This window comes from Alteromonas sp. ABH4_456 (assembly GCF_056160645.1).
Window position 1 is genome coordinate 211,681 of record NZ_JBSWXO010000006.1, and the last position, 26,121, is coordinate 237,801.

Genomic DNA, 26,121 nt, shown 5'->3' on the forward strand with positions numbered 1-26,121 from the left:
AGTATCACCGGCTTTTTTGTTCAGCAACGATGCCGCGCTGATCAGCTACCACCTTCTGTCAGTGAGATAGTATGGTGCAGCAACGCCCGGGTTCCCGGCAGTCCGTGGCCCGGCAACACGATTTTCGCCTCAGGGTATCTGGCTAACACCTTCTGTACTGACGGCCCCCACTCTTCCGGACTGGCATCACCGGTATAACCTAAACTATCCGTTTCTGCGCTGCGGATAAGACATCCGCCCACCAGAATGTTTGCTCCGGCCAGCCAGACCACACTGTTATCCGGCGCATGTCCCGGGCCGGGGTAGAACACTTCAACACCTTCTGCCAGAGCATAGGTTGTACCGGTAATTTCCTGTTTTGCCAGCGGCTTACCCTGCTTCTCCAGAATAGCATTAGTCATTTTCGACGCATGTGTATCTATGCCTTTGCTGTTCAGCAAACCAATGCCCGCGGTACGGTCTTCATGGGAGTGACTGGAAAACGACATTGTTACCGGCATGCCTCGAGCTGCAGCCCAGTTCAGTAACTCCGCGGTGTCCTGCTCTGTCCACGGCGTATCGATAATAATGCTGCCCTGCTCAGACAGAATAATCACGCCGTTGGACTCCACCAGCCCAAATCCGTCTACCTGCTTGTACGACAGATGCAGCCACACATCATCAGACAAAGGTAACAATTGCATTGGTTTTTGCTCCGGCAACGCTTCCCCGTGCAGGGCGAAAGCAGACAATCCCAACGCCAGCAACGCTATCAGTTTTACGAACCGCACCATGAATAATTCCGTAATCAATGAGTCTGCTCATGTTTATATCCCGGCCGGTACATTCCGTCTACAGCTAACCCGTTGCAATGCACAGATAAAGGGCCAAACTGTCAGCGGTTAAGACTGCTTTCAGCAACCGTTCAGTTTACGCAGGCGACACTAAGCCCGTAGTCAGCCAAAGACAAGAGGAATGATGATGCTGAAACAAACAATGAAACCGTTAATTGCTCTGATGGGCATTACCGCTCTGCAAGCGCCGGCACAGGCAGAAACAACGGAACGGACCACTGAAGCCAGAGAGTTTCAGTTCGGTGAAGCGTACACCCCGAAAGACGGCGACTTTATCAGAAACGATACACTGGCCAGCGTTACCAAAGCCACAAAAAGCAGTAAAAAGCGGGCAGCTGTGAATGCCGTTGTGAATACCGACTTCTGGATTTACGATGCATGGACTGAGCGCTTCAACGACGCCGATTATGACGGCTATGCCACGACGGTGTCTGTAAGCTTTGATGCTGATACTGTTTATGCAGAAGTACCGGTTTATGCAGTGCTTTACCTGGGCGATGCTGACAGTTTTTACCCGGTACACGAGTCATCTGTGTTTTATATTTACGGGGAAAGTACCAGCGATGAATTTGTAATAGAAACTGACCTTATCACCGGCTACCGTCCATTCGACTATGACATCATGATTGAGCTGTACGACGCGCAGACAAACGAACTATTGGCTGTTGCCGATCATACCAGCGATGCAGACTTGTCTTATGTGCCCCTTGAAAGTCAGGATTACGACCGGGTCATTGTTGAACAGGAAACCGTGGTGGAAGTAAGAGAACACGGCGGAGCCCTGCACTGGCCTTTCCTTGCCGGCCTTCTGGGCATGGGGATATGGAGAACAGTATCACGCCGCCCACGCAGATAGCATTCTACTCCCGGGGCTGTTCAAAGAGAACAGCCTTTGTTTTAACGCTTTTTTTTGGCATACCTGTCCATTCAGTGCCACAATAAAGTATGACTCAGGACAAAGCGCCACCGGAATGGACAAACAAAAAAAACTGCTGACAAGAAGACGAGTGCTGAAAGGCTCTCTGGCAGGCTGGCTGACCGCCGGCATGGTCCCCTTTGCCATTGGCAAAGAGAAACCTCTGGTAAGAGTGCTTGGCACCCATGTAACCTTGCAGGAAGCCTTGAGACAGCAGGCTATGGAAGACTTAGGGATCCGGCTGCAGTTCGCTCCCGGCGGCAGTGCAACGGTACTTCAGAAAGCCACCATGAACCCGCAGGGCTTTGATTTATATGAGCAATGGTCAAACAGCATCAATGTGCTCTGGCGGGCCAATGCCATTCAACCCATCGATAAACGCCGTATTGGTAACTGGGACGAAATTAACGATCTGACAAAGACCGGCAAGGTCTCTCCCGAAGCGAAAATCGGTGCCGGTGATGCCCCCCACAAAATAATAAATGTTCAGGCCGACGGCTCGCTGGGAGAAAAGCACACGGATGAAATCAGCTTCCTCCCGTACGTGCACAATGTTGATTCCTTTGGCTATCTGGAAAACGCGTTACCGGCCGATATGAACAGTGCAGATGAGAGTTGGGGCTGGCTGCTGGATTCCAGACTCAGCGGAAAAGTGGGTATCGTGAATGACCCGACTATCGGGTTATTTGATTTAGCCCTGGCGGCAAAAGCGAAAGGCTTCATGGAATTTGAAGACATCGGCGCCATGACGCGGGCAGAATTAGACAGCCTGTTCCTGTTACTGATTGAGCTTAAACAGCTGCAGCATTTCAATGGCTTCTGGACCTCCGTTCCGGAATCGGTGCAATACATGCGTACGAAGCGGGTCACCATTGAAAGTATGTTCTCCCCTGCTGTGTCTGATTTGAATGGTCAGGATATTCCCGTTCGCTTTGCGGCTCCCCGTGAAGGTTACCGCGGCTGGCACGGCGTGATGTGTCTTTCTGCTGCCACGCAGGGCCGGGTGAAAGATGCTGCCTATGAATACATGAACTGGTGGTTGTCCGGCTGGCCCGGTGCTTTCATTGCCCGTCAGGGGTATTACATTTCAAACCCGCAACGTTCAAAGCCTTATTTAAGTGAAGCTGAATGGAACTACTGGTACAGAGGTTTACCCGCTTCAGAACCGCTCAGAGGGCCGGATGGAAAAGTGTCTGTCAATCGCGGACAGCAACGCTCCGGCGGCAGTTACGAAGATCGTTTCGGCCATGTCGCCGTTTGGAATACCGTTATGCCGACTTATGAATATAGTCTGCAGAAATGGTATGAATTCATTACTTCTTAGTGGTACGCATTCTTTATGTTTCATTCTATCCGTATTCAACTGCTCACTGTTCTGATCATCATGATAGGACTGATCCTTGTGCAGGGTTTTCTCGGCCGTGCCAACGAGCAGGTTTTAACCGAAGGCATGAATAATACCCGCCAGGCGGTGATTGATGTGGGCATCGTAGGTGAACTGGAGAGAGATGTGGTGGATCTTCAGCGCAATGTGCTGATTTTCCGTGAAACCGCCAGCCCGTCTGCGGTAACTCGTTTTGAGCGCCTGATGATTTCCATCACTGACAAGCTGGAAGCCCTTGAGACCTCTTCCATCTCTTCAACCTATGAATACACAGAAGATGACATTCTGGAGCGCATGCGTACTCATCTGGTGTCTTACAAAGAGAACTTTCACGCGGTGGTGGATGACCGGCACCGCCGGGATCAGCTCATCGACTCGGGCTCACTGGTCGTCGTCAGACAAATCGAGAGCTTGTTGCAGGAAGTCGCGGAAAAACGTGAGATGCCGGCGGCAAAAATTGACCAGCTAAAAATGCATGTAACAGAAGCCGAGAATGCCGCATTGCGTTATCTGGTATCACCGGCACAGCAAAATATCTCCGAGTTTAATGCGTCACTGGCACCAGTTTATTCCCTGCTGGAAAGTGAATCATCCGCTAACGAAGTAGCGATCCGTGAACATATTCAACGACTGGAAGAACGCTTTTTACGGCTGACCCAGATAACCCAAAGCAATATGTTTCTGGTTAATGTGGTCATGGCCGGCTCGGCCAACGAGTTTCTGTATCTCAGCCGCGAGCTTGCCGACCGGGTAAATGCCCGCACCAATCTGATTAACCGCAATGCGCAGAATGCCGCTATCGGGGCTCGGCTCAACGGTGAAATATACTCTGTTATCGCTATCATTCTCGCCTTCGCCTTCGCTATTTTTACTGTGCGCCGGGTCCTCAGCCCTATCCGCTCCATTACTTCTGTGTTTAATCAGCTGGCAGACGGTAAGCAGGTAGATGTATTGCCCGATCTCGACCGTAAAGACGAAATCGGCAAACTGGCCAAAGCAGCCAGCGTATTTAAAGACAAAAATGAGCAGACCCGCTCTCTGCTGAAAAATGCCCAGCAACTGAACGTCCAGCAGGAAGCATTAAACAAAGAACTCGCCGAATCCAAGAAGAAAGCAGAACAGGCCACCGCCTCTAAGAGTATTTTCCTGGCTAACATGAGCCATGAGATCCGCACGCCGCTTAACGGCATCATCGGCCTGCTGGAACTGGCTCATCAGCAACCCATGTCAGCCATGCTGAAGGATTATCTGGACAAAGCATCTTACTCCAGCCAAATCCTAGTCAGTGTGATAAACGACATTCTTGATTTCTCTAAAATTGAAGCCGGTAAGCTGGAACTGGAAAACGTCAGCTTCTCTCTGCACTCCATTCTGGATAATCTGCTGGCGGTGGTGAGTTTGCGGGCACAGGAGAAGAATCTCAGCGTTCATCTGGAGGTCGACCCGAAACTGCCACCCCGCATAGTGGGCGACCCTTTGCGGTTATCTCAAATTCTCATGAACATCTGTACCAACGCCGTTAAGTTCACCCAGCAGGGAGCGATTAATGTCACCATTAAGGGCATGGTGAACCAGCAGGGTGATAAAGTGGTTCTGCGCATAGAAGTCGAAGATACCGGTATTGGCATGACTCAGTCGCAGGTTGACCGCATCTTCCAACCATTTACGCAGGCTGACGGTTCGACAAACCGAAAATTCGGCGGCTCCGGACTGGGGCTGACGATTGTAAAACAGCTTACCGAACTGATGGCCGGTAAACTGAAAGTCACATCAATGCCCAATCACGGTTCTACTTTCGTGATCACTTTACCCATGAAAATTCAGTCCGGTCAGAAAGGTATTCTTGCTGATTTGCCCCAGTTGCCACTGGGCAGCTGTTATTATTCCGACAAGCCGTTGCTGCCGGCAGCCTATATTGAATTATTAAACCTGCGCTCTGCCCGTCAGCCCCTTGCCATGGTGAAAAATGACGTGGGCGTGCCGCCTGCCGTGCTGGTTGAAATTGCTACCTACGCAGAATTCAAATCCCTGCTACCGCAGTTATCGCTGATAGAGCGGCAAAGCATTCCTGTGGGCATTGTCATGGAAACCCAGACCGGGCAATTGCAGGAGAAAATTCTTAGTCAATGGAAAGGTCCGGTTCTGCTTCATCCGTTTACACCGGCACAGTACCGCCGGTTTGTGTTCCGCCTTGCCGACATAGAAGATTTTAAACAGTCAACTGAGGTGCCGGATGAATCCACCATGCTGGAAGGTCACATTCTGCTGGTAGAAGACAACAATATTAACCAGGTGGTCACCGGAGAAATGTTGTCTTCACTTGGCCTCACCTTCGATATTGCCGAAGACGGTTTGCAGGCGGTAACTAAAATCAATAATGCGCCGGTATACGACCTGGTGCTTATGGATGTTCAGATGCCGGTAATGGACGGTTACGAAGCCACCCGCAAAATTCGCCAGAAAGGCTTAAGTGAACTGCCCATCATTGGCTTGTCAGCCAACGCTATGAAAGAAGATGCCCAGCAGGCAATGCGTCACGGAATGACGGATTATCTCACCAAGCCGCTAAAACGCGCAGCGCTGGCCTCTATGCTGAAACGTTTTTTACAGGCCGAGTCCGGCGGACAATCTGCACGCAATAACAGTCAGCATAAATAGCAATCAGCATTTTAGCAGGATCAAAAAAAGGAGCGTTTCCGCTCCTTTTTTATTACTTAGCAAATGCGCTTATAACGCGCTGATTGTGGCGTGCTGTTCTTTCAGTTTTGCCAGCGCCGTTTCAGCTTCTTCCAGCTTACTACGTTCTTTGGCAATTACCGCTTCCGGAGCACTGTTTACAAACTTCTCGTTTGCCAGCTTACCCTGAGCACGGGCCACATCCTGCTCAGCCTTACCCATTGCCTTGGCAATACGGGCAAGCTCAGCGTCCTTATCAATCAGACCAGCCATCGGGATAAGAATTTCCATCTCACCCACCAGCGCGGTGGCACTGGCCGGCGCCTGTTCACCGGCTTTCAGCAAAGTGACAGATTCCAGTTTCGCCAGCTTATCGATGAACGGCGCAGCCAAATCAAGACGGGCCTGATCCTGCTCACTCACATTGCGCAGAATAGCGTTTAGCGGCTTGTTAGGAGAAATATCCATTTCACCACGGATATTACGGATACCGATGATGAAACGCTTCAGCCATTCGATATCAGCCAGTACCTTGTCGTTCTCACGTTCCGCTTTCACTTCAGGGAAAGACTGGATCATGATGCTGGTTTCACCTTCTTTCACGCCTGCATCGCTTAACGGCGCAACACGTTGCCAGATGGTGTCAGTGATAAACGGCATTAACGGATGTAACAGACGCAGTAACTGCTCAAGTACGTTAATCAACGTATGACGTGTACCGCGCTTTTCCGCATCAGTAGACGCATCGCTGTTCAGTACCGGCTTAGTCAGTTCCAGATACCAGTCACAGAACTGGTTCCAAGTGAACTCATACACGGTTTGAGCGGCAATATCGAAACGGTAATCAGCCAGGGCAGATTCAAACTCTTTCAGGGTTTTCTGGAACTGCGCCCAAATCCACTGATCCGCCAGACTCAGCACCAGTTCACCACCGTCACGGCCGGTATCTTCGGTTTCGGTATTCATCAGCACAAAGCGTGATGCGTTCCAGATCTTATTGCAGAAGTTACGGTAACCTTCAACGCGGCTCATATCGAAATTGATATCGCGGCTGGTTGAGGCCATGGCTGCAAACGTGAAGCGCAGAGCATCGGTCCCGTAAGCATTAATACCGTCAGCAAATTGCTTGCGGGTATTCTTCTCAATCTTCTTCGCCAGTTGCGGCTGCATCATGCCTGATGTGCGCTTGCTCACCAAAGATTCCAGATCGATACCGTCAATCAAGTCGATAGGGTCAAGAACGTTCCCCTTCGACTTAGACATCTTGTCGCCGTTCTCATCACGGATAAGACCGGTAATGTAGATATCTTTGAACGGGATCTTGCCGGTGAATTTCTTCGTCATCATGATCATTCTGGCTACCCAGAAGAAAATGATGTCAAAACCGGTGACCAGCACAGACGACGGTACAAACGTATCCAGTTCCGGCGTTTCTTCCGGCCAGCCCATGGTCGCGAAGGGCCACAGTGCAGAGGAGAACCAGGTATCCAGTACATCATTGTCCTGTTTCAGTTCAACGGCGTCTTCGAGCTTGTAGCGACTGCGCACTTCTGCTTCGTCACGGCCAACGAATACATTACCTTCGTTGTCGTACCAAGCCGGGATGCGGTGTCCCCACCACAGCTGACGGGAAATACACCAATCCTGAATATTGTTCATCCACTGGTAGTAAGTTTTGTTCCAGTTCTCAGGGATAAAGCGGATTTCACCGCTTTCCACCGCTTCAACCGCAGGCTTTGCCAGCGATTCAACGGCAACGTACCACTGGTCAGTCAGATACGGTTCGATAACTGCACCGGTACGGTCGCCACGGGGTACTTTCAGTTTATGAGCGACCACTTTCACCAGCAGACCTTCGGCGTCCAGGTCAGCAACGATTTGCTTACGGGCGTCGAAACGGTCAAGACCACGATAAGCTTCAGGGGCCTCATCGTTGATTTTTGCGTCGTCAGTGAACAGGTTAATCATCGGCAGGCTGTGACGCTTACCCATGTCGTAATCGTTAAAATCGTGTGCCGGGGTGATTTTCACACAGCCGGTGCCGAATTCCGGATCCACATAATCATCGGCGATAATAGGGATCAGGCGACCGGTAATTGGCAGGCGTATTTCCTTACCAATCATCGACTGATAACGCTCGTCATCAGGATGAACTGCAACAGCCGTATCGCCCAGCATGGTTTCAGGACGGGTAGTCGCCACGACCAGTTCACCGGAACCGTCAGCCAGCGGATAGCGCATGTGCCACATGTGGCCGGCTTCTTCTTCGTTAAGCACTTCCAGATCAGAGACCGCTGTGTGCAGTACCGGATCCCAGTTAACCAGACGCTTACCGCGGTAAATCAAACCTTCTTCATGCAAACGAACAAAGACTTCTGTAACCGCTTTGGACAGATTGTCGTCCATGGTGAACACTTCACGGTCCCAGTCGGTAGATGTGCCCAGACGGCGCATCTGCCTGGTGATAGTGCCACCGGACTCTTCTTTCCATTCCCAAATCTTGTCGATGAAGGCTTCACGGCCTAAATCGTGACGGGTCTTGCCTTCAGCATTCAGACGGCGCTCTACCACCATCTGGGTAGCGATACCCGCGTGGTCTGTACCCACCTGCCATAAGGTGTTGTCGCCCTTCATGCGGTGATAACGGGTTAACGCGTCCATAATCGTTTGCTGGAAGCCGTGGCCCATGTGCAGACTGCCTGTTACGTTTGGTGGCGGCAGTAAAATACAATACGGGTCACCGTGTCCGGATGGCTTGAAATAGCCTGCTGCTTCCCATTTTTCGTAGCATTGCTGCTCAATGGATTGCGGTTCGAAGGTTTTATCCATTACTTACTCTCAACTGTCAGCAGATTTAAACTGCAACTGGCAGCCAGCCTGCTGATATTGTTTATAGCGAACCCGTGCCGCCTGTTTGGCGTCATCCGCCACCGGCACGAAGTCATAAATCGTTTGATAAGAATGCGGGGAGCTTAACATTTCCCCGCTTAAATTGACGATGAGATTGCGACGGGAAAGTTGATTTTCCTGCCAGCAGATTTCCACCGGCGTACCGGCGCCCGGCCCTTCCCCGCACAAATTATGCGGCACAAAGCGGCCAGCCGGCAATTGCCAGAGCAGCTCATCCACTGCTTCAGCGGAAGATTTGTCTGCACACAATACAACACACTTTTGTCGCTGGGAGTATGCAGTGGCAATCAGATCGCAGGCGCGGGATTCACCCGCGTCCTTACCATCACTGAGTTGCCAGAAGGTTACCTGAGGCATTGCGCTCAGTCCTCTTGTTTAATGCCTGAGCGGTTCATCAGGAACTGCGACAACATCGGTACCGGACGGCCAGTGGCACCTTTGTTCTTGCCGCTTCGCCACGCTGTACCGGCGATGTCCATGTGCGCCCAGTTGTATTTCTTGGTGAATCGGGACAGGAAACACGCAGCAGTAATTGAACCGGCCGCACGGCCACCTAAGTTGGTGAAGTCGGCAAACGGGCTTTCCAGCTGATCCTGATACTCATCCCACACAGGTAAGCGCCATGCACGGTCAGAACTCTGATCGCCGGCGTTCATCAGTTCATGGGCCAGCGGATTATGTGTACTCATCAATCCGGTTGCATGGTTACCCAGTGCAACAATCACCGCGCCGGTCAATGTTGCCACGTCGATGACCAGTTCAGGCTCAAAACGCTCAACGTAAGTTAATGCATCACATAATACCAGGCGGCCTTCTGCATCGGTGTTTAACACTTCAACAGTCTGGCCGGACATGGTGGTGAGGATATCACCCGGGCGATAAGATTTGCCGTCCGGCATGTTTTCACAGCCAGCCAGCACGCCGATAACATTAACCGGCAGATTCAGTTCGGCCACGGTTTGCATGGTGCCCAGCACACCGGCGGCACCGCCCATGTCGTACTTCATCTCATCCATGCCTTCACCGGGCTTGATGGAAATACCGCCTGAGTCGAAGGTAAGGCCTTTACCCACCAGTACGATAGGCGCCTGATCATCCGGACCGCCTTTGTGAGTAATGATACTCATCATGGATTCATTTTCAGAACCGCGACCTACAGCCAGGTAAGAATTCATGCCCAGCTCAGCCATCATGGCTTCATTCACCACTTCTGCACTGATGCTGTCGTAGTTTTCAGCCAGCGACTGTGCCTGCTCCCACAGGTAGGCAGGATTGCAGATGTTTGGCGGCATGTTTGCCACGTCTTTGGTCAGGCTGGCACCTTTTGAAATCGCCAGACCATGCTCAATAGCACGCTCACCCACGGTAAGTTCACGGCGTGTAGGTACGTTCAGAACGATTTTACGTAACGGACGACGGGGTTCGCCCTTTTTGGTTTTCAGTTGCAGAAAGGTGTACAGGGAATCCTGCGTCGCTTCTACCGCCTGACGCACTTTCCAGTAGGTATCACGGCCTTTCACGTGCAGTTCTGTTAAGAAGCAGACTGCTTCCATCGAGCCGGTTTCGTTCAGGGTTTTAATGGTTTTCGCGATGATTTGCCTATACTGACGCTCGTCCAGTTCACGCTCTTTACCGCAACCGACCAGTAATACCCGCTCGCTCAATACATTGGGTACATGATGCAGAAGTAACATCTGACCGGCTTTCCCTTCCAGGTCGCCGCGACGTAGCAGATTACTGATGTAACCTTCACTGATTTCATCCAGCTGTTCAGCCACCGCAGTTAAGCGACGAGGCTCGAAGACACCAACCACGATACAGGCGCTACGTTGTTTCTCCGGACTGCCACTTTTTACACTAAATTCCACGATAACACCTCGCTCTTTTTATCTTGTGATTTGCATGACGATAATTTCGCATAACGTTTTGCGCTGCTTTATGTTTTAATACGCAGTCATATAAGCGATAAGACTGTGTTTGACGCTTTCTGTCGTGTTTGCCGTACTGCTACAATAGTCTGTGACTTATGTAACGAAAACGGAAAAATTTGCGTCGTTTTCATGCAATCGGGTTATTGATATACAGGCAAAACTTGTAAAAACAGTTAGTTTACTCAACATCGTGCGCTTTTTCACTATAAATCCAAATTTTCCAGAGGTGCCGGAATGCTGATATTCCGTTATCTGATAAAGGAAACGCTTAAGTCACAGATGGCCATCTTTTTTATCCTGATGGCTATTTTTGTCACTTTGCGTTTCGTGCGTGTACTCGGCGACGCATCAGACGGCGATATTCCCGCCGGGCTTGTGCTGGGCTTCCTTGGCCTGTACGCGCCCATACTCTCTTCTCTCGTTCTGCCCATCAGTGCTTATCTTGGCATTATGCTCGCTCACGGCCGGCTTTACGTCGACTCTGAAATGACCGTTATGCGGGCCTGCGGGATAAGCGAGTGGTACATCACCAGAGTGATGCTGTTGCTGTCTGTGTTCATTATGATTATTTGTGGTGTGATTACCCTTTATCTCGCCCCCAGTGCGGCAGAAAGTGAGTACCAGCTTCGCGAGAAAGCCAGAAGTGAAGCGGGCTTTTCAGCTATTATGCCAGGCCGTTTTCAGCAAACCGGTAACGAGAAAGCGGTAATTTTCGTGCACGACATCGACAGTCAGGACGATACCTTGAAACGGGTTTTCCTGTCTCAAACCCAGCAGGACGGTAACACCGACCGCGTGCGGGTGGTACAGGCGAAAACCGGACAAATTCAGAACAACACGGACGGCACCCGTAACCTGGTATTGCGGGAAGGCGTGCAGTACGAAGGTACGCAAACGGAGAAGAAATACCGTAAGGTTGCCTTCGATGAATATCAGATTCAGATTGCCGATGAAAAGCAGGACGAGCCCCGCCGTAAAGTGAGTGTATTACCGACCATGGAACTGCTGAGCGATGACTCGATTGAGGCGCGGGCAGAGTTGCAATGGCGCATTGCCATTCCCCTTTCCATTCCGTTTCTGGTGTTGATTGCCGTGCCGTTAAGTTCTGTGGATCCCCGTCAGGGCCGGTTTGGCAAGATGTTTCCGGCGATCCTGCTGTATCTCGGTTACTTCCTTTTGCTGCTGGCCAGCCGCCGGGTGCTGGAAGACGGCAAAATCCCCATTCAGTTAGGTTTGTGGTGGGTGCACGGCATCATGCTGATAATCGGTATCACACTGATAGTCAGGGACCGGCGGACCGGTACTGAACTGCGCGCACGTTTACTGGGGAGAAAATAGATGTTTCGTATTCTCGACCTGTATATTGCCCGCACCCTGCTTGGCACCATTACCGTAACCTTGTCAGTGCTGATTGGTTTGTCTGCCCTCATTAAGTTTGTTGAGCAGTTAAGAAAACTGGGTGAAGGCAATTACGATATCCTAGTTGCCGGGCTGTATGTATTGCTCAGCCTGCCCCGGGATCTCGAACAGTTCTTTCCCATGGCGACCCTCCTTGGTGGTCTCATCGGCATGGGATTACTGGCCAGTAACAGCGAACTGGTAGTCATGCAGGCCTCCGGCCTGAGCCGCTGGAACATCATTAATTCAGCCATGAAATCGGCGCTGGTCATGATCCTGTTTGTCATGGCGGTCGGTGAATGGGTAACGCCGTACAGCGAATCTAAAGCCAAAGAAATTCGTACCGAGGCCATTTCCGGGGGCAGCCTGTTCTCGTCAGATGCCCTGACATGGGCTAAAGACGGTGAGCATTTTGTCAGTATCGGCCAGGTGGTTACCCGCGAGTCGTTGCGGGATATCAGCATTTTCGATTTCAACAGCGACCTGACGCTGAACACCCTGACATGGGCCAAAGAAGGCAATTACGATGGTGAAGTATGGTGGCTCGATGATGTGTCGGTTACCCGCTTTACCGACAAGCACATTGATATTACCGACCACACACGCCAGCAATGGAACTCTACACTGACGCCGGATAAGTTAGGCATCGTGGCAATTAAGCCTGAAGCACTGTCTATTCAGGGACTGTATGATTATGTGCAGTACAGAAAAGGCAACGGACAGGACAGTACACGCTACGAGCTGGCATTCTGGCGCAAAGTCTTCCAGCCTGTGTCCATTGCAGTCATGCTGTTAATGGCCCTGTCGTTTATTTTTGGTCCGCTTCGCAGCGTCACCATGGGTGCCAGAGTGATCATGGGTGTGCTTACCGGTTTTGGCTTCTTCATCACCAATGAAGTGTTCGGCCCGTTAAGTCTGGTGTATTCATTACCCCCCGTTGTCGCCGCCCTGCTGCCCAGCCTGCTGTTTGCCGGCGTGGCCACCTTATTGCTGCGACGCTGATAACGGCATTGAGACTGCCGTCACGACCACATTACTACCAGCTTTTGTGGTCGTTGGCTTCTTTAGACAAGTGAACCACTTCAGTTTTGGCGAGCCGGTCCTGCAGTGACTGCTTGTTTTTAAAATCCACCAGCACCAGCAAAGTACCCAGTCCGCCCAGTGACGTGATCAGGCGTAAAATCAACCTGCCCCAGGTAACCGGCTCATCAACCGTACTGAAAATACGTAAGCGCCATGCCCGCATACCAATAGTCTGACCGCCCTTCTTCCAGAACCACAGAAAGAATCCTGTGATCCAAAGCCCTACCCATACCTGGATGAGTGTTTTATAAAGCAGGGATTGCTGAATCAAATCAGCAGGCTCAGCAAAGCCCTGCAAACTCAGCACATTGTTTTTCAGCAACACAACCAACGTGACTATCATCACCATGGCAGCGCACATGCCTACAGCCACGGCTACCAGTGTGTCATACACCATCGCCAGCAAACGGCGGAAGAATCCGGCACGGTTACTTACCGTGCTCTCTGGCAATGTACCAGCCGGCTCAGTAACCGGCGCTTTCTTTTTTTGTTTTCCCACAAGCTCTTCACTTCGTTACGCAACGCACAGCTTTAATAGTAAAGCTCCGGCACAGCACTACAGGTTAAATTTGGTTAAAACAGCAAGGCCAGAATAACCCGGAGTCACCGGGAGACAAACACTTCGGGAAAGGAAATCGACAGATGCACGACCTGAATCAAGTACCCCAACAACGGTTGCACATTCTTTAGCCAGACTGCCACACTAACCCTGAATTTCAGGAAAAAGTGCTTGTCTCTGCAACGCGTATCGCTATAATGCATCCCTCATCGACACCATGTCGAATGCCAGTGTGATGGAATTGGTAGACATAGGGGATTCAAAATTGCTTGTGTCTAGCAGTATCAAGATGGCAAGTCATTGAAAGGTAAGCACCTTTAGACTTTAAAAAGCAAAAAATTGCTTGCAAAGATTTGCAAAGTTTTTACACTTCGCAAATAGTAAAATTTGATGCCAGAGTGATGAAATTGGTAGACATGACGGATTCAAAATCCGTTGCTAGAAATAGCGTGCCGGTTCAAGTCCGGCCTCTGGTACCATCCTTCAAATTCTTTGCAAGACAATATGCTTGATTAAACCGACCTTTGAGTCGGTTTTTTTTGTGCGTTAAATTAAGAATATGACATTTAGAGGGCTCTAGTTCCACTCTATGGGTGAGAAGAAAGTTTCTAATTAAACCCAACCCAAGTGCTCTGACATTACAATCTATATATCTTCACCAAGGGGTTCTGCATTGCATGAATCTGGAAAATGGTTCATTAGTGCCACGGCCATAACTGCGAATGACAGCATTTACTTTTACAGCTTCACCTATAATACCCTGAATCATAGCTACCGCTTCATCCGAAGCAATGACTAACCAACCGTTCGAACAGATGTCATCCCTTTTCGGGGGTTGTCGCGAAATAGGGCCATCTTTCCAGTAGATGCTTTCAACCATTGTGTTGCATTTTTCATCAACCCATCGAAAAAGTCCTTCCTCTGAAATAGACCATCCCAAGGAAAAACCTATATATGGGTTTAATGCTAACCACTCAATGCCTCCGTGATCGATGTATGAACCTGTACCATAAATGCTCAGTGATGGCTCTCTAGTAGCAGTGATTTCAGGATAATCAATTGCAGACCAATGCATCATGCTTGGAAATAAAGCAGAAGGTGACGTAACATCTGCATTATCATTCAATTCTGGATGACATACGTTAGAAATGCGAATTTCAGTTGGCAATTCCCAATCTAACCAACTCCAAGTTGTTAGTTCACCAATAATTTGTTTCCCAGTGTCGATGCTATCAACAAATTGTGTAATACCGTGTTCAATATCTCTCAACCATTCATCGTGCTTATGGGATATCTCTCGATCTTTTGCCTTCGGTACAACAATACACTCAGGTCTAATACCGGGCTCAAGAGCTAATAGCAATTCATCACTACGCTTGAAGATATATCGCAAAAGTTCAATGCCTTGAGGAGGTATTCGCCCTGCATCCAACAACTCGCATACCACATAAGAGAGTGCCAACTTTGCCACTTTAGGCCGTAACCTATGATAGGTCAGCTCAAGCCCTACCCCTTTCATCCAATTCCTATATTCTTCTTCTGCCTGCTTATTCCACTCACTCTGTGGGACAAGAGTTTTCATAAAATTGGAAACTCTGTAAGCCAGATTCTCAAATGGCACGTTTGAAATATCAGCCACAAGCTTCGCTTCAGTTAATAAAGGCCTAAGTAGCTCAATCGGATCATCAACATCAGGAAATGTTTCCCCAGGCCGAATGGCAGAAAACGGAATAGCTTCCTTTCTATTATTTATTTCTGGTAACTCCAACTCATATACCAGGGGAAGTGTTGTTCGCTGTTCCGGAGGAAGCCTGCCTTCTATTTCTAACCTACTAGCCAAGTCTAAAGCGGTCATCCTTACACTAAAGTCTTCCGACGCACAGAATGAAGATATTTCCTCCTCAAACTGAAGAACAAATTCTTTGAAATCCTTTACCAAGCTACTTAACAAAGACACTATTTTTACCTGTATCAATCCAATTTTGTCTATTCTATTAGCTATTTGGTTACGAATTTCTGGCCAATTAACTTCAATTTTAGCCAAATCAACGATTGCCTGATGAGCCATATCTCCCAATTCAGGAATTGCGACATCAAGCATATCGAACGCAAACTGAATGAGTAAGCAGGCATCCTTCTGCTCATCAATGTTATCTACCAGTGTCGGTGGTTTCTCAGCACGTAGTTCAAATGCATCTAGCTGGTATACATGTTCTTTGATTTCTTTCCAGATGGGCAGGACATCTTTATCCTCAAAGAGAATTTCGACAATCTCTTTTAAGTTCCAAATTAAACTACTTGGATACCTATATTCACTAATATAATCATCAACTAAATGAGCCAGCGCTTTAGGTCGCCACTGTTTAGCATCAATTTCAACAAGGGCTCTAAAAATCGACTGCCTAGAACCTCCATCCCAATGCAAATCCCAGCCTTTAGCATCCGAGTTTTCGAACAAACCTTCAAATAAGCTATTCGCTTTATCCACTTCACCATGTGAAGACAATGCACCAGCAATACAAGAAACAACATTATTGTCAGGCTTGAATGGTTTTAATAACTTATAAAGCTCCTCCAATTGAGAGACACTCATACCTTTTAAAAATGGTAGAATCAAATTAATCCAGCGAAAATAATCGACAGATTTCACAGATCGAAGAAGCTGGAAAAGACTTTCAGAAGTATTTACTTTTAGTTGAGCCTCTTCATCCGTAAGTTTTTCCCCGGAATTCAATGTTAGAGAGGGTTCATGAGTACCATGTTTTTCTTGCGGTGTAGAAATCGCCAATGAAGCATAAAAACTATTGTCCAACCCCGCTTCCCTGACACCAAGCGCCAATCCTTCTAACCACGAGTACCGATTTGAAGGTAATAGATGTGTCTTGATAGAAGTAATAAGTTCCTCTACCTCATCCGCCACGCGCTCATCAGAAGATTGGCAGTAACAGGACACCAATTTTTTAGGCAGATCCGAAGGATTATACTCTTCGAAAGGAATTAGTAGCTTTCTCGCCATCACTGATATTTCTTTAAATGGAGGGCTAGTGCTATCAAGCATTCCAGACAGTAATCCTGTTAGACCCGGAGCATAATCAAGCCCTTTATGATCGAATAACCAACTCAAAAGCTTTAAGCCATATTGCGGATTCCAACGAGTGGTAATAGTTATGAGATCAAGACCGGCTTCTTGTGTACCACGACCATTTCCCGAATGCTCCAAATTTACTAGCGCCATAGAAAATCGACATATTTCATCGTAGGCTAAATCAGGATATTGTTTGATCAACTTACCTAACCACGATACCCAATGAGAAAACTGCCTGTCTTTCCTATGATGTATTCCAAAAGTTCCAGTGAGTATTTTTGGTAACAGGCTAGCCGCTCGATCAGGCTCACCAATCTTTGACCACATTATAGAAATTTCATAGTACTCAGATATTTTTGAGTGGATTTCGTCAAAATCGGGGATCTCTTTTTCGATTTGATCCAGTACGTCAACTAAACCATCCCTGCCATACCCATTCTTATACAAAGTGAAAGCGATTTCTCTGCGCCAGCTAGTCGGCCAATACCGTCTATCCCAATCTTTTCTAAAAGCATCGGCTAAAGCCAAAATACAATCATGACCGTGTTGAGCTGTAGCCCTTATTGCAAAATTAAAGTAATCTACAGCGGCTGATTCGAACTCATACCACCCAAGCCAATCTCTTGTTTGGTTATAAGGCTTTCGAAATAATTCAAATGATGGCTTTATCTCTTGAACAATAAAACTTGGCAATAGCTTCTCTCCTGACCAAGCTCGCCCCCAAATGCTTGAAAACCTGACTAAAGCACGTTCAAACAACACGTTTCCTGTGTACTTTTCATCACTTTCTTTTGGAACAATCTTCACGGGATCAACAACTTGACCGAGCGCGGCTCGTAGTCTATTAAGACGAATTCTATCAGTGAATGGACTTAAGTTTTTCCATTGGCCATAAACGCCGTATTTATAAAGTTCTGGCTGTTCTGAGTTTTCAAACCAGGTCTTAGTTTTATCCATACTTCCATTGGACCTATACTCTAGTTCAGCAACCAACAACATTTCTGAAAAATCCAAGTCATCATTTTCAGACCAATCAATAACCGCCTTGAACGCGGCGCCTGTCAAAGTCGATGGATATTGGTTAATGCATATTGAGAAACATAGATTTATAAGGCTATCAAAGTGCTCCTTGTTTTCTGACAAGAAAGTGAAAAGCTTATCAATCTTTTCTTTGTCGTTCGTTTCATAAACACTATTGACCAAACGTCTCATTAAGCGTGCATGCAGATCTTCGTCATTGTCGCTCCATGCCCCCAAATCATTATTTTCATACTTCGTTTGGTGTATGGCCGATACAAGGTCGCCTAGCGGTATGAAATAATGAGCCACATCAGCCCATCGCTTCAAATCTTCAGCGCCACCATGATGCGGATCAACTGCATCTCCCCCAGACAAGATGCTTAGCGGCTCGGCAGATTCGAAGATCCTTTTGGCTTCATTAAAGAATCCGTTTTCAGCTAGAACTTTAGAAAATTTGAGTGCTTCAGAATCACTTACCCTTAACAGCTCTCCATCGAAAATATAATTAACTGCCGAACTTACGCCTTCGGATGAAAACAAGAGATTGAGCACATCGACTTCATTAAGGGCGTCTCTTCGCTCTCTGAGCTCGCTCTCAATTAAGATACACCTCACTACAGCAAGCGGGTCATTTAGCTTCTTTGCTGACAATAAAACGGCATCAATATCATCTGTCACACTCGAAATATTCCGGAGGCTAAAGAATTGCTTTCTAAAATAACTTTGAGTCCCTAACTTAATGACAGCTTCCATCTGCTGAGCATGAAAAAGATGGTAAATCGCCTCCCTTCGCATTGGCTCACTATCATCAGACGACTGGAGACAATGTTCAGCTAATGCCTTGTGATACTCTATATTTTTTTTATCATCAAAATGTCCAAATAGATTTCGGCTAGTTTTATCCAAAATAAACTGCCTAAAACTGTTATGGAAAAATCGCCAACTTACATCACTATCCTTCTTAAAGTAATGTGATGCACTCGATATAAACTCACGAATGGTTGAGTAATCAGACCACTTATCAAGAACTTGAGTATTTAATGGCACTCTCAATCTTGACAATAATGCAAGCAAATCAACGAGGTTCTGGTTGCTCTCTATTTGTCGCCAATAAACTGAGTAACTTTGCTCAATATGTCCTTGGTAAAGAGGAAATTCATCAATAACATCATCAAAACTCCTATTTGAACTGCCGGAGATCAATTGCAGCAAATAAACCAAAGACAGTGGGTGACCTGACGATTTTTCGAAAATTTTCCTTTTATTGTCATCTGTCAGTTTGGAACATCCTGGCCAAACGTTTATGGCCGCATAAACGTTTGGCCGAGTTAGAGGAGATACAACAATGGTTCTGCCTTCATGGCTGACATGCTCCTTTATCGTGTTTGAGACATCATCCAGCTCTAGGGTTTGGCTTCCTAAAATAAATATCACCCCATCAGGCACTGTGTTAGGAGGAGGCAAATCTGACAATAAGCTCTGAAGAGGATTTTGCTCTCGCTGAATATGATCTAACCCATCGACCATGATGATGGTGGTAACATCATCCTTTTTCCATTTCTCGTGGGCTTGCTGAAATTGCTCTCCTAACAACGAAAGGTATTCTTCTCTTGATCCTGGCTGACCGGTGCTTTCACCACGAAAGCCGTGATTGCTTAGCGATAAGGTGATGTCATGAAGAAACGTAGCCGATTCACCACGCCCTTGGTACGTGCTATCGGGTACATATGCGTAATATCTAATTAATTTATAACCTGCTTTATACTTTAAAGTATGAGTGAGCGTTGTAGACTTTCCCGAGCCGGGACTTCCAAGCAATGCGACATAGCCCTGTCTAGTTTTTGATAAAACATCAGAAATAGAACTGACAGTTTTTTTAATTTCTTGATAAGCTCGATCTATAGGAAATTCGTGAACAAACTTATGTTTAAACCTATGGCTCCATGCCAACCTATCCAACATGTCATCTTTGGATAACTCGATAATTCGACGTTCACCTCCAGCCATTTTAGTTAGGAGGTTATATATTTTTTCAATATCCTCTTGTTTTCTTGCTTGGCCTTGATTGGTTACAGGAATATCCGCTGGTCGCTTATAGTTGAATTCAAGCTCACAACATCGAATGAAATTCAAAAATTGATCATCGTTAAACTCTGCCCGGCTCTGCAGATCCAAAAGTGCCTTTTTCCAACCTACGACTGCTTTATCAAGGCCTGTTTCACACCATGCTCTATCAAACCAACATTCTTTTAAGAATGATTGAAAATGAGCATGTTGAGGGACTTCATCACTTAAGGGAATTTGGGCTTTAGAGTTTGAGCTAGGTACTAGTTTGTGAAGCAAATGAACCTTTACAGTCCTTTCTTTGTAACGCTCTTTTAGGTGTTTCCAACCTTCTGTAAGCTGCCTAAAAAGGCTAAGTTTTTCTTCTCCCTTCTTGGTAGTGCCATCTCTTACAAAATCGGCATAACTTATTGTGTCAGTATATTCCGCCCACTTTACCTGATACGCATCAAGCTTACCTGTAGTCGCTATAAGTATGTCATCCAAGCTTCCTGCATCTGGGTCAGCCACTCGAAACCACTCGAGACTTCCATCAAGCAAAGCTTCATATATTAGGCTTGCCGCTATTTCATACTGCGGAACATACCCCAGCATTGCTGTGCGTTCACCGTCACCAGATCTTGTACTCATAACCCTCCATAGAATCTCATATCTGTTTTCGCCTGCCTCTTCTGGTATATTCAAATAAAACCACACAAAAAATCATGATACCTTTCAGCAATCCACCGAACTTATTTATACCAAGTGGATATAATGAAGAAGACAACTTCTTATCATATTTATTATTCGATAGTAGAGGAAAAAAACTACGTAATACAAGGATGTTTGTGAATGCCAAGAAACAAAACCACCTTTATTGACCTGCTGGTAGAATTACCATGGTGGGTATCGGTACTGGTATCCGCCACGGCCTATGTAATGATTGCGCATGTGTTGCCATCCATTCAAACCGATAATCAAATCACCGCTATGGTGTTTAAAGCCTTTGTGATCCCTGCTCCTTATATCGCTGGCATGATATTGCTTGCTGCTCCCTTTGCCTTTTTTAATGCTCGCCGTAAGGCTAAACAACTGGATACCCAGCGTAATATCCAAACCATGCGTGATTTGCACTGGCGTAACTTTGAAGAGTTGGTGGCCGAAGCCTATCGCAGGCAAGGATACCGTGTAACTGAAGGCGGTTATGGTGCCGATGGCGGTATCGATTTAGAGCTTAGAAAGGACGGCCAGCTTACCTTGGTGCAATGCAAACAGTGGAAAACACAAAAGGTTGGCGTAAATGTGGTGCGGGAAATGTTTGGTGTGCTGACTGCACATCAGGCTAATCACTTTATCATCATCAGTTCCGGCACCTTTACTCAGCAAGCTATCGACTTTGCGGCAGGCAAACCTATCGAGTTGCTTGATGGTCCAAAACTATTAGCTTTGGTAAACGATGTGCAGGTTTCACCTCAGGTGACTATTGAAAAACCCAAGGTATGCCCAAAATGTTCTGGTGAGTTAGTAGAAAGAACGGCGAAACGCGGCCCTAATGCAGGTAATAGGTTCTTGGGGTGTTCCAACTTCCCGAAATGCCGTTATACCGAATAAGTAAGGATAGAGATGAAAGACCTGGATGTTCATAAGAAAGTGGCCGTACTGATTGATGCGGATAATGCACAGTTAGCCAAGCTATCCCCGATACTGGATGAGATATCAGCGCACGGCCATGTGCTAATAAAACGGGCTTACGGTGATTGGTCTGCCGAGACCTTAAAGAACTGGAAGAAGCCCCTCAATGAACTGGCAATTCAGCCCATTCAACAGTTTGCCTATACCACCGGTAAGAACTCCACCGATGCATCGATGATTATTGATGCCATGGACTTACTATATTCCGACCGCATTGATGCCTTTGCATTGGTTTCCAGTGATAGTGACTTTACCAAGCTGGCCTCACGGTTACGTGAATCGGAAAAGTTTGTGTTTGGCGTAGGAGAAAAGAAAACACCGGTATCGTTTCGTAATGCCTGTGATGACTTCATCTTCACCGAAAACTTAGGTGCTGAGCCGGTATCGAATACTGATACACCAAAGGCAGATAACGCGATATCCACCAATGGTGCAGAAGAACTGATCCCAGTTTTATTGAAAGCATGGGAGCTGTACCAGAACGATGATGGTTGGGTTAACGTTGGTCCGGCGGGAAGCTTCTTAAAACGCACAAAACCGGATTTTGATCCTCGTACTTATGGTTCAGCCAAAGTAACCGGCGTAGTTGCTGGCCTGTCAGCAATATTCGAAATGACTAAGTTGAAAGGTAAAGGGGCGACACATGGGATCTTCTATCGCCCCAAAATTGCAACGACCTAGTCAAAATCCCAAGGCGGCAGAACATCTGTTTTCATGGCTTGCCGCCTTTTTACTGTTTTACGTTTCGGTGATTTTTCCTTTGAATTGGTTTTAGTAGTTGGGCGAACGCCTTTGCCGTTTTGATAGTTATCAAACGCTTCGCGCGCCTCTTCTAAACTGTCAAAACCTTTATAATCATTCCCCGAAAATTGATGTACTTGCTCTTCAGTTTCCTTCCAAGATAAATATACCCCGGGGTTACGACCTACAAATACGACATAAGCCGCTCGTCTGGAGTTGCCTGCTCGATTAATAGCACTTAAGTCTCTGGCCATTTTAATCTCCTGTAAATAATGGCGTTAATTCTTAATTACGCTTTACAGTTTTTGAATTGGCAGGTTCAGTCGCTGGAAATTTGAATGGTAAAAACGTTTAACGCTTGCCAGTAATGCAGAAAGTTACCTTCCCATATCTGGTAGATATCCAGTGCAACTTCAATCGGAAACAGGCCATGCAGGTTTTGAAATACACCTGCCTGAAAATCAAAATCGAGGTCTTTTGCTAATTCTGCAAATGGACCAATGCCTACGTAGGTAAAGTCGGTGATATAGCAAAAGTGCCATGAGTCACCGTGTTTCTCTAACCGAATTTCTACCGGATGAAATCCACCGCTTTCAGCTGAGTAGTTCGGGTCCCGAAAGTTGATGGTGACGCTATCACCTGAGATTTGCTGTTGAGTTAACAATTCGGCAATGGCATTGGTGAATCGTTCGGATACCGGCAGTGCCAGTTCTTTGTATTGAATGTTCATGATATTGGTCTTTTTAATGGATTGTGAAAAAAGACCTGTAAGTACTTATCCTGCTGAGAATACTAATTTAATGACATACACATAAGGAACTCTCGTATGTCACTTCAACTAAACTTCTCTAATATCACTACGCCACTGGATTGCCGCTTTACACAGTTTCTGTCTGCATTGTTCCGGCAAGAATGCGCGGATGATGCCGAACACATGGAACTGTTTTTTCAATTTCCAGACCTTGAGGATGGCATTAGCGATATTTTCCTACTCCACACACGCACAGCCGAAGGCTCAACACACCTGATTGAGAAACTCTATTGCATTAGAGAAACCAAGCAGGGGCGTTCTGTCTGGGCCTATGTCGGTAGCGGTAATTGTTTAGGCTCACCACTTATTGTGCACCATTGCGAGGAGCCCAAGTCTATGGATGAGGTATTGCACTATTGGCAGAACAATATGCTCACAGACATCAACAATCAAAACATTGATATCAACGTTAACCTTACGGCAATAGAGGAAGCGAATAAAGTTGCTTTGCATCTCGCTGGTTGAGGTACTTACAGGTTACTAACGGCAGGTCTATGGACATGGATAAGGTCACGCCACAGACCTGTTTTACTTATGCCTTTTTACTGGCTTCTGGTTTAGCTGGAGCTTTCTTTGATGTCGGTGGTGCCAGTAAAAAGGTATCCAGTTCACCTTTCTCGGTAGCCTTGATGATGGTGTTGATGAGTTCAGGTAATTTGGCTTTGTCACCAACATCAATGGCATGTTTATCCTTTTGCAGTTCAATGGATTTGTTGTTGACCTTTATTTCAAGATAATAGTGACCGTCGCTGTCGTAATACCACGGCCTAACGGTAACTTGGCGGCGTTGCTTTTTGCGCTCTCCGGTAACAGGGTCTTTAACCATTTTTTCGCGGTACGCCTCAAACGGACGCTTTTCTATCATGCAGGTTGCCAGCTCTTGTTGCTGTTCCAGCTTTTCGATGAGCTTCATGCGTTTACCGATGACCGGAGGTTTAGGCTCAATTTTAGGACGAGCGATGACCTTGAGCGTACTCAATACAGATGTAGTCATAATGTTTACCTTTTAGGTTAGTGAGGGCGGATAAAGCCCATTGGGGTTTGTGGTTGTTTACGTTGGTTTTCCTCTGCCAACAGCGTGATAGCAGAGAGTCGGTGGTTCTGTTTTGGTCTAAATTGTTTGCGCCTTGCCAGTATGGCGAAGTCACCTGGCGTTAGATGTTTTAATGTGGATAAGCGTTGCTGCTCTTCCAAATTCAACCGTTTGATACCAACTACTTGCCGGTATAAGGCACAGACTTGTTCCGGTTTCAGGTAAGTACATTCAAGCTTAAAATCGAAGCGCCGAATTACTGCTTTATCTAACCGGCTATCAAAGTTGGTAGCTGCAAAAAGCGGATGCGTAAAACACTCAATTTGCGTCAGAAATTCGTTAACCAGTTGCAGTTCATGGTGTGCTGTTAATGTCTCTCGGCTGACCAATAGGCTATCGACCTCATCAAGCAAAATGACCTTTTCTTCAACGTGTGCGCGGTGAAAGAGTTCTGCTACGTTCTGTTCGCTTTCGCCTACCCATTTGCTGAGTACATCGGAACACTTCACACGAATAAGGTCGCGCTGATTGGTTTCTGTGAGGTAATGCGCAAAGGCGGTTTTACCGGTGCCGGGTGGCCCAGATAACAATACGCGAACAGGTTTGTTGTGCTTTAGTGCGAAACTGACTTCATCCAGATAACTTGCGGGTTGTTTTAAGTTCAGCAGTGACGCATCAAAGTCTAACTCGCCTTGATACTGAGCTTTGCTGTCCCACAGTCCCGAGGCGTGTAATGTGTTTTCAATAACGCCATGTATTGTATTCTCAGCGTCTGTGCGCGCTACATTCAGTGTTTTCGCAACATGTGTTGCATTTGCTATCAGTGCCGGTGAAACATTGTCGATACGCGTTATATTGCGCTTAAAATGCTCTGAAAGACCCAGGCCTTTAAAATGGTGTTTGCATACATGCTGAATATCTTCCGGCCTAGGTGATGGTACCTCAGTGACCAACTTAAACCGGCGAATGAAACTTGGCTCCAAGCACTGCACATGATTGGTGATCCAAATACACGGTATGGCGTTATGCTCAATAAAACGCTGTAAGTACTCCTTGCTGTAGTGACTATCCGCTAACTCAAAGAGGTGCTCACATTCATCAATCAATAACATCGCATTACTTGATGCACTGAGTAAGGCATTGAGTAACGATAAATGCTTTAGCCTGTCTTTACAGGGATAGCGTGATTCCAATGCTTCATCAGGATTTTGTTTTACCATGCCTGTCGAGCGGACCTCATAGAGTGTACAGTCACAATGCTTGGCTAAGCTTCTGGCTAATTCGGTTTTACCGGAGCCTGATACACCATGAAGCAAGACACTGGTGCCGACCTGTGCTTTACTCATTGCCGATGACAGGTAATCACCTAATAGTGCGGTATTCACCTGAGGAAAGTCATCGAGTGCAAACTGCGCCTTATCACTGGGTTGCAATAATGGTTCGATTAACTGCTCTCTTGAATGCAATTTTTTTGTAAGCAGGTTAAGCAACATTGGTTGCGGTAATTCACTGCCATCGATAACACCGAAGTCCTTGTCATTGAGCAAACCAAACTGCACCAAACTTTCAGCAATGGCACTGAATTCGGATATCTTGAGGCCAGTCATATCCAACAATATGCTGTTTAATCCGGTGTAGCGGTCTTGGATATCCAGCATGTTCACCACACTTTGAAACCACGGGTTTGCTTGACATAGCAATGCAAACTGAATCAGTTTGTCTGCACCTCTCGGCAAGTTGAGAAGCTTACGGATAAAGGTGCAGTTATCTAGAAATACCTTGGTGGTTTTTGGATGCCGGTCGTCAATGCTCAATAAGGCAATAAGTGCCTTTTTAGTAAGTTTCGACGCCGATTTGGACGTGGGTTGTCCTCGTAAATAGGTTAAGACCTCTGGATTGATAAAATCATCATCAATACCCACCGCATAACTTAATAGCCGCTTAGTCCACTGACAGGACAGATAGTGCAACAAGTGAGGATTGTTTAATTGCCGTTTCAACATACC

General features: G+C 47.0%; 18 protein-coding genes and 1 tRNA gene. 9 read left to right on the forward strand and 10 right to left on the reverse strand.

The window, feature by feature from the left end; all coding sequences use genetic code 11:
• Nucleotides 1-41: 41 nt before the first annotated feature.
• Nucleotides 42-773: a subclass B1 metallo-beta-lactamase gene (gene bla / locus ACXAG2_RS11810; protein ID WP_474867188.1), complete on the reverse strand. Its 732-nt coding sequence runs from the start codon at nt 771-773 to the stop codon at nt 42-44.
• A 202-nt stretch (nt 774-975) separates the two neighbouring features.
• Between bla and ACXAG2_RS11815 the strand changes: the two genes are divergently transcribed.
• From ACXAG2_RS11815 to ACXAG2_RS11825, 3 genes are all read left to right on the forward strand, one after another.
• Complete coding sequence (locus ACXAG2_RS11815) at nt 976-1,689, forward strand: choice-of-anchor H family protein (RefSeq protein ID WP_474867190.1); 714 nt, start codon at nt 976-978, stop codon at nt 1,687-1,689.
• 115 nt (nt 1,690-1,804) lie between these two features.
• Nucleotides 1,805-3,073 (forward strand): ABC transporter substrate-binding protein, encoded by a 1,269-nt coding sequence (locus tag ACXAG2_RS11820; RefSeq protein WP_474843177.1) that lies wholly within the window; start codon nt 1,805-1,807, stop codon nt 3,071-3,073.
• 15 nt (nt 3,074-3,088) lie between these two features.
• Nucleotides 3,089-5,791 carry an ATP-binding protein gene (locus ACXAG2_RS11825; protein WP_474867193.1) on the forward strand — a complete coding sequence of 901 codons (2,703 nt, stop codon included), beginning with the start codon at nt 3,089-3,091 and terminating at the stop codon, nt 5,789-5,791.
• Nucleotides 5,792-5,860: 69 nt separating this feature from the next.
• Here ACXAG2_RS11825 and ACXAG2_RS11830 read toward each other — a convergent pair whose 3' ends face one another.
• The 3 genes from ACXAG2_RS11830 to pepA are packed head-to-tail and all read right to left on the reverse strand — an operon-like array spanning nt 5,861 to nt 10,587.
• Nucleotides 5,861-8,638, reverse strand: a complete 2,778-nt coding sequence (locus ACXAG2_RS11830) for a valine--tRNA ligase (RefSeq protein ID WP_474867196.1) — start codon at nt 8,636-8,638, stop codon at nt 5,861-5,863.
• Between the two features lie 9 nt (nt 8,639-8,647).
• Nucleotides 8,648-9,076, reverse strand: a complete 429-nt coding sequence (locus ACXAG2_RS11835; RefSeq protein WP_119502319.1) for a DNA polymerase III subunit chi — start codon at nt 9,074-9,076, stop codon at nt 8,648-8,650.
• Between the two features lie 5 nt (nt 9,077-9,081).
• Nucleotides 9,082-10,587: a leucyl aminopeptidase gene (gene pepA / locus ACXAG2_RS11840; protein WP_474867198.1), complete on the reverse strand. Its 1,506-nt coding sequence runs from the start codon at nt 10,585-10,587 to the stop codon at nt 9,082-9,084.
• A 297-nt stretch (nt 10,588-10,884) separates the two neighbouring features.
• Between pepA and lptF the strand changes: the two genes are divergently transcribed.
• Nucleotides 10,885-11,988 carry an LPS export ABC transporter permease LptF gene (lptF, locus tag ACXAG2_RS11845; RefSeq protein WP_474867200.1) on the forward strand — a complete coding sequence of 368 codons (1,104 nt, stop codon included), beginning with the start codon at nt 10,885-10,887 and terminating at the stop codon, nt 11,986-11,988.
• Complete coding sequence (lptG, locus tag ACXAG2_RS11850; protein ID WP_474867202.1) at nt 11,989-13,050, forward strand: LPS export ABC transporter permease LptG; 1,062 nt, start codon at nt 11,989-11,991, stop codon at nt 13,048-13,050. It begins immediately after the preceding gene.
• 34 nt (nt 13,051-13,084) lie between these two features.
• On the opposite strand, the gene ACXAG2_RS11855 is transcribed toward lptG, so the two are convergent.
• Nucleotides 13,085-13,582 (reverse strand): RDD family protein, encoded by a 498-nt coding sequence (locus ACXAG2_RS11855; RefSeq protein WP_474867263.1) that lies wholly within the window; start codon nt 13,580-13,582, stop codon nt 13,085-13,087.
• 500 nt (nt 13,583-14,082) lie between these two features.
• Here ACXAG2_RS11855 and ACXAG2_RS11860 point away from each other — a divergent pair.
• Nucleotides 14,083-14,169, forward strand: a tRNA-Leu gene (locus ACXAG2_RS11860).
• A 176-nt stretch (nt 14,170-14,345) separates the two neighbouring features.
• Here ACXAG2_RS11860 and ACXAG2_RS11865 read toward each other — a convergent pair.
• The gene (locus ACXAG2_RS11865) at nt 14,346-20,489 is read right to left on the reverse strand and encodes an NACHT domain-containing protein (RefSeq protein WP_474867205.1); all 6,144 of its coding nucleotides are present in this window, start codon (nt 20,487-20,489) and stop codon (nt 14,346-14,348) included.
• 201 nt (nt 20,490-20,690) lie between these two features.
• On the opposite strand from ACXAG2_RS11865, the gene ACXAG2_RS11870 reads away from it, so the two are divergent.
• Both ACXAG2_RS11870 and ACXAG2_RS11875 read left to right on the forward strand, forming a co-directional pair.
• Nucleotides 20,691-21,449: a DUF2034 domain-containing protein gene (locus ACXAG2_RS11870; RefSeq protein ID WP_474867208.1), complete on the forward strand. Its 759-nt coding sequence runs from the start codon at nt 20,691-20,693 to the stop codon at nt 21,447-21,449.
• Nucleotides 21,450-21,461: 12 nt separating this feature from the next.
• Nucleotides 21,462-22,211: an NYN domain-containing protein gene (locus ACXAG2_RS11875; protein WP_474867210.1), complete on the forward strand. Its 750-nt coding sequence runs from the start codon at nt 21,462-21,464 to the stop codon at nt 22,209-22,211.
• On the opposite strand, the gene ACXAG2_RS11880 is transcribed toward ACXAG2_RS11875, so the two are convergent.
• Nucleotides 22,208-22,525: an RNase H1/viroplasmin domain-containing protein gene (locus tag ACXAG2_RS11880; RefSeq protein ID WP_474867213.1), complete on the reverse strand. Its 318-nt coding sequence runs from the start codon at nt 22,523-22,525 to the stop codon at nt 22,208-22,210. The two genes, ACXAG2_RS11875 and ACXAG2_RS11880, sit on opposite strands and share 4 nt — an antisense overlap.
• A gap of 65 nt (nt 22,526-22,590) precedes the next feature.
• Nucleotides 22,591-23,001 carry a DUF2787 family protein gene (locus ACXAG2_RS11885; protein WP_474867215.1) on the reverse strand — a complete coding sequence of 137 codons (411 nt, stop codon included), beginning with the start codon at nt 22,999-23,001 and terminating at the stop codon, nt 22,591-22,593.
• Between the two features lie 96 nt (nt 23,002-23,097).
• On the opposite strand from ACXAG2_RS11885, the gene ACXAG2_RS11890 reads away from it, so the two are divergent.
• A complete protein-coding gene (locus ACXAG2_RS11890; RefSeq protein WP_474867217.1) occupies nt 23,098-23,547 on the forward strand; it encodes a hypothetical protein in 450 nt (149 codons plus the stop codon).
• Nucleotides 23,548-23,614: 67 nt separating this feature from the next.
• Here ACXAG2_RS11890 and ACXAG2_RS11895 read toward each other — a convergent pair whose 3' ends face one another.
• Nucleotides 23,615-24,076, reverse strand: coding sequence for a DUF6641 family protein (locus ACXAG2_RS11895; protein ID WP_474867220.1), 462 nt, complete (start codon nt 24,074-24,076; stop codon nt 23,615-23,617).
• A 17-nt stretch (nt 24,077-24,093) separates the two neighbouring features.
• Nucleotides 24,094-26,118: an AAA family ATPase gene (locus ACXAG2_RS11900; protein ID WP_474867222.1), complete on the reverse strand. Its 2,025-nt coding sequence runs from the start codon at nt 26,116-26,118 to the stop codon at nt 24,094-24,096.
• Between the last annotated feature and the right edge of the window lie 3 nt (nt 26,119-26,121).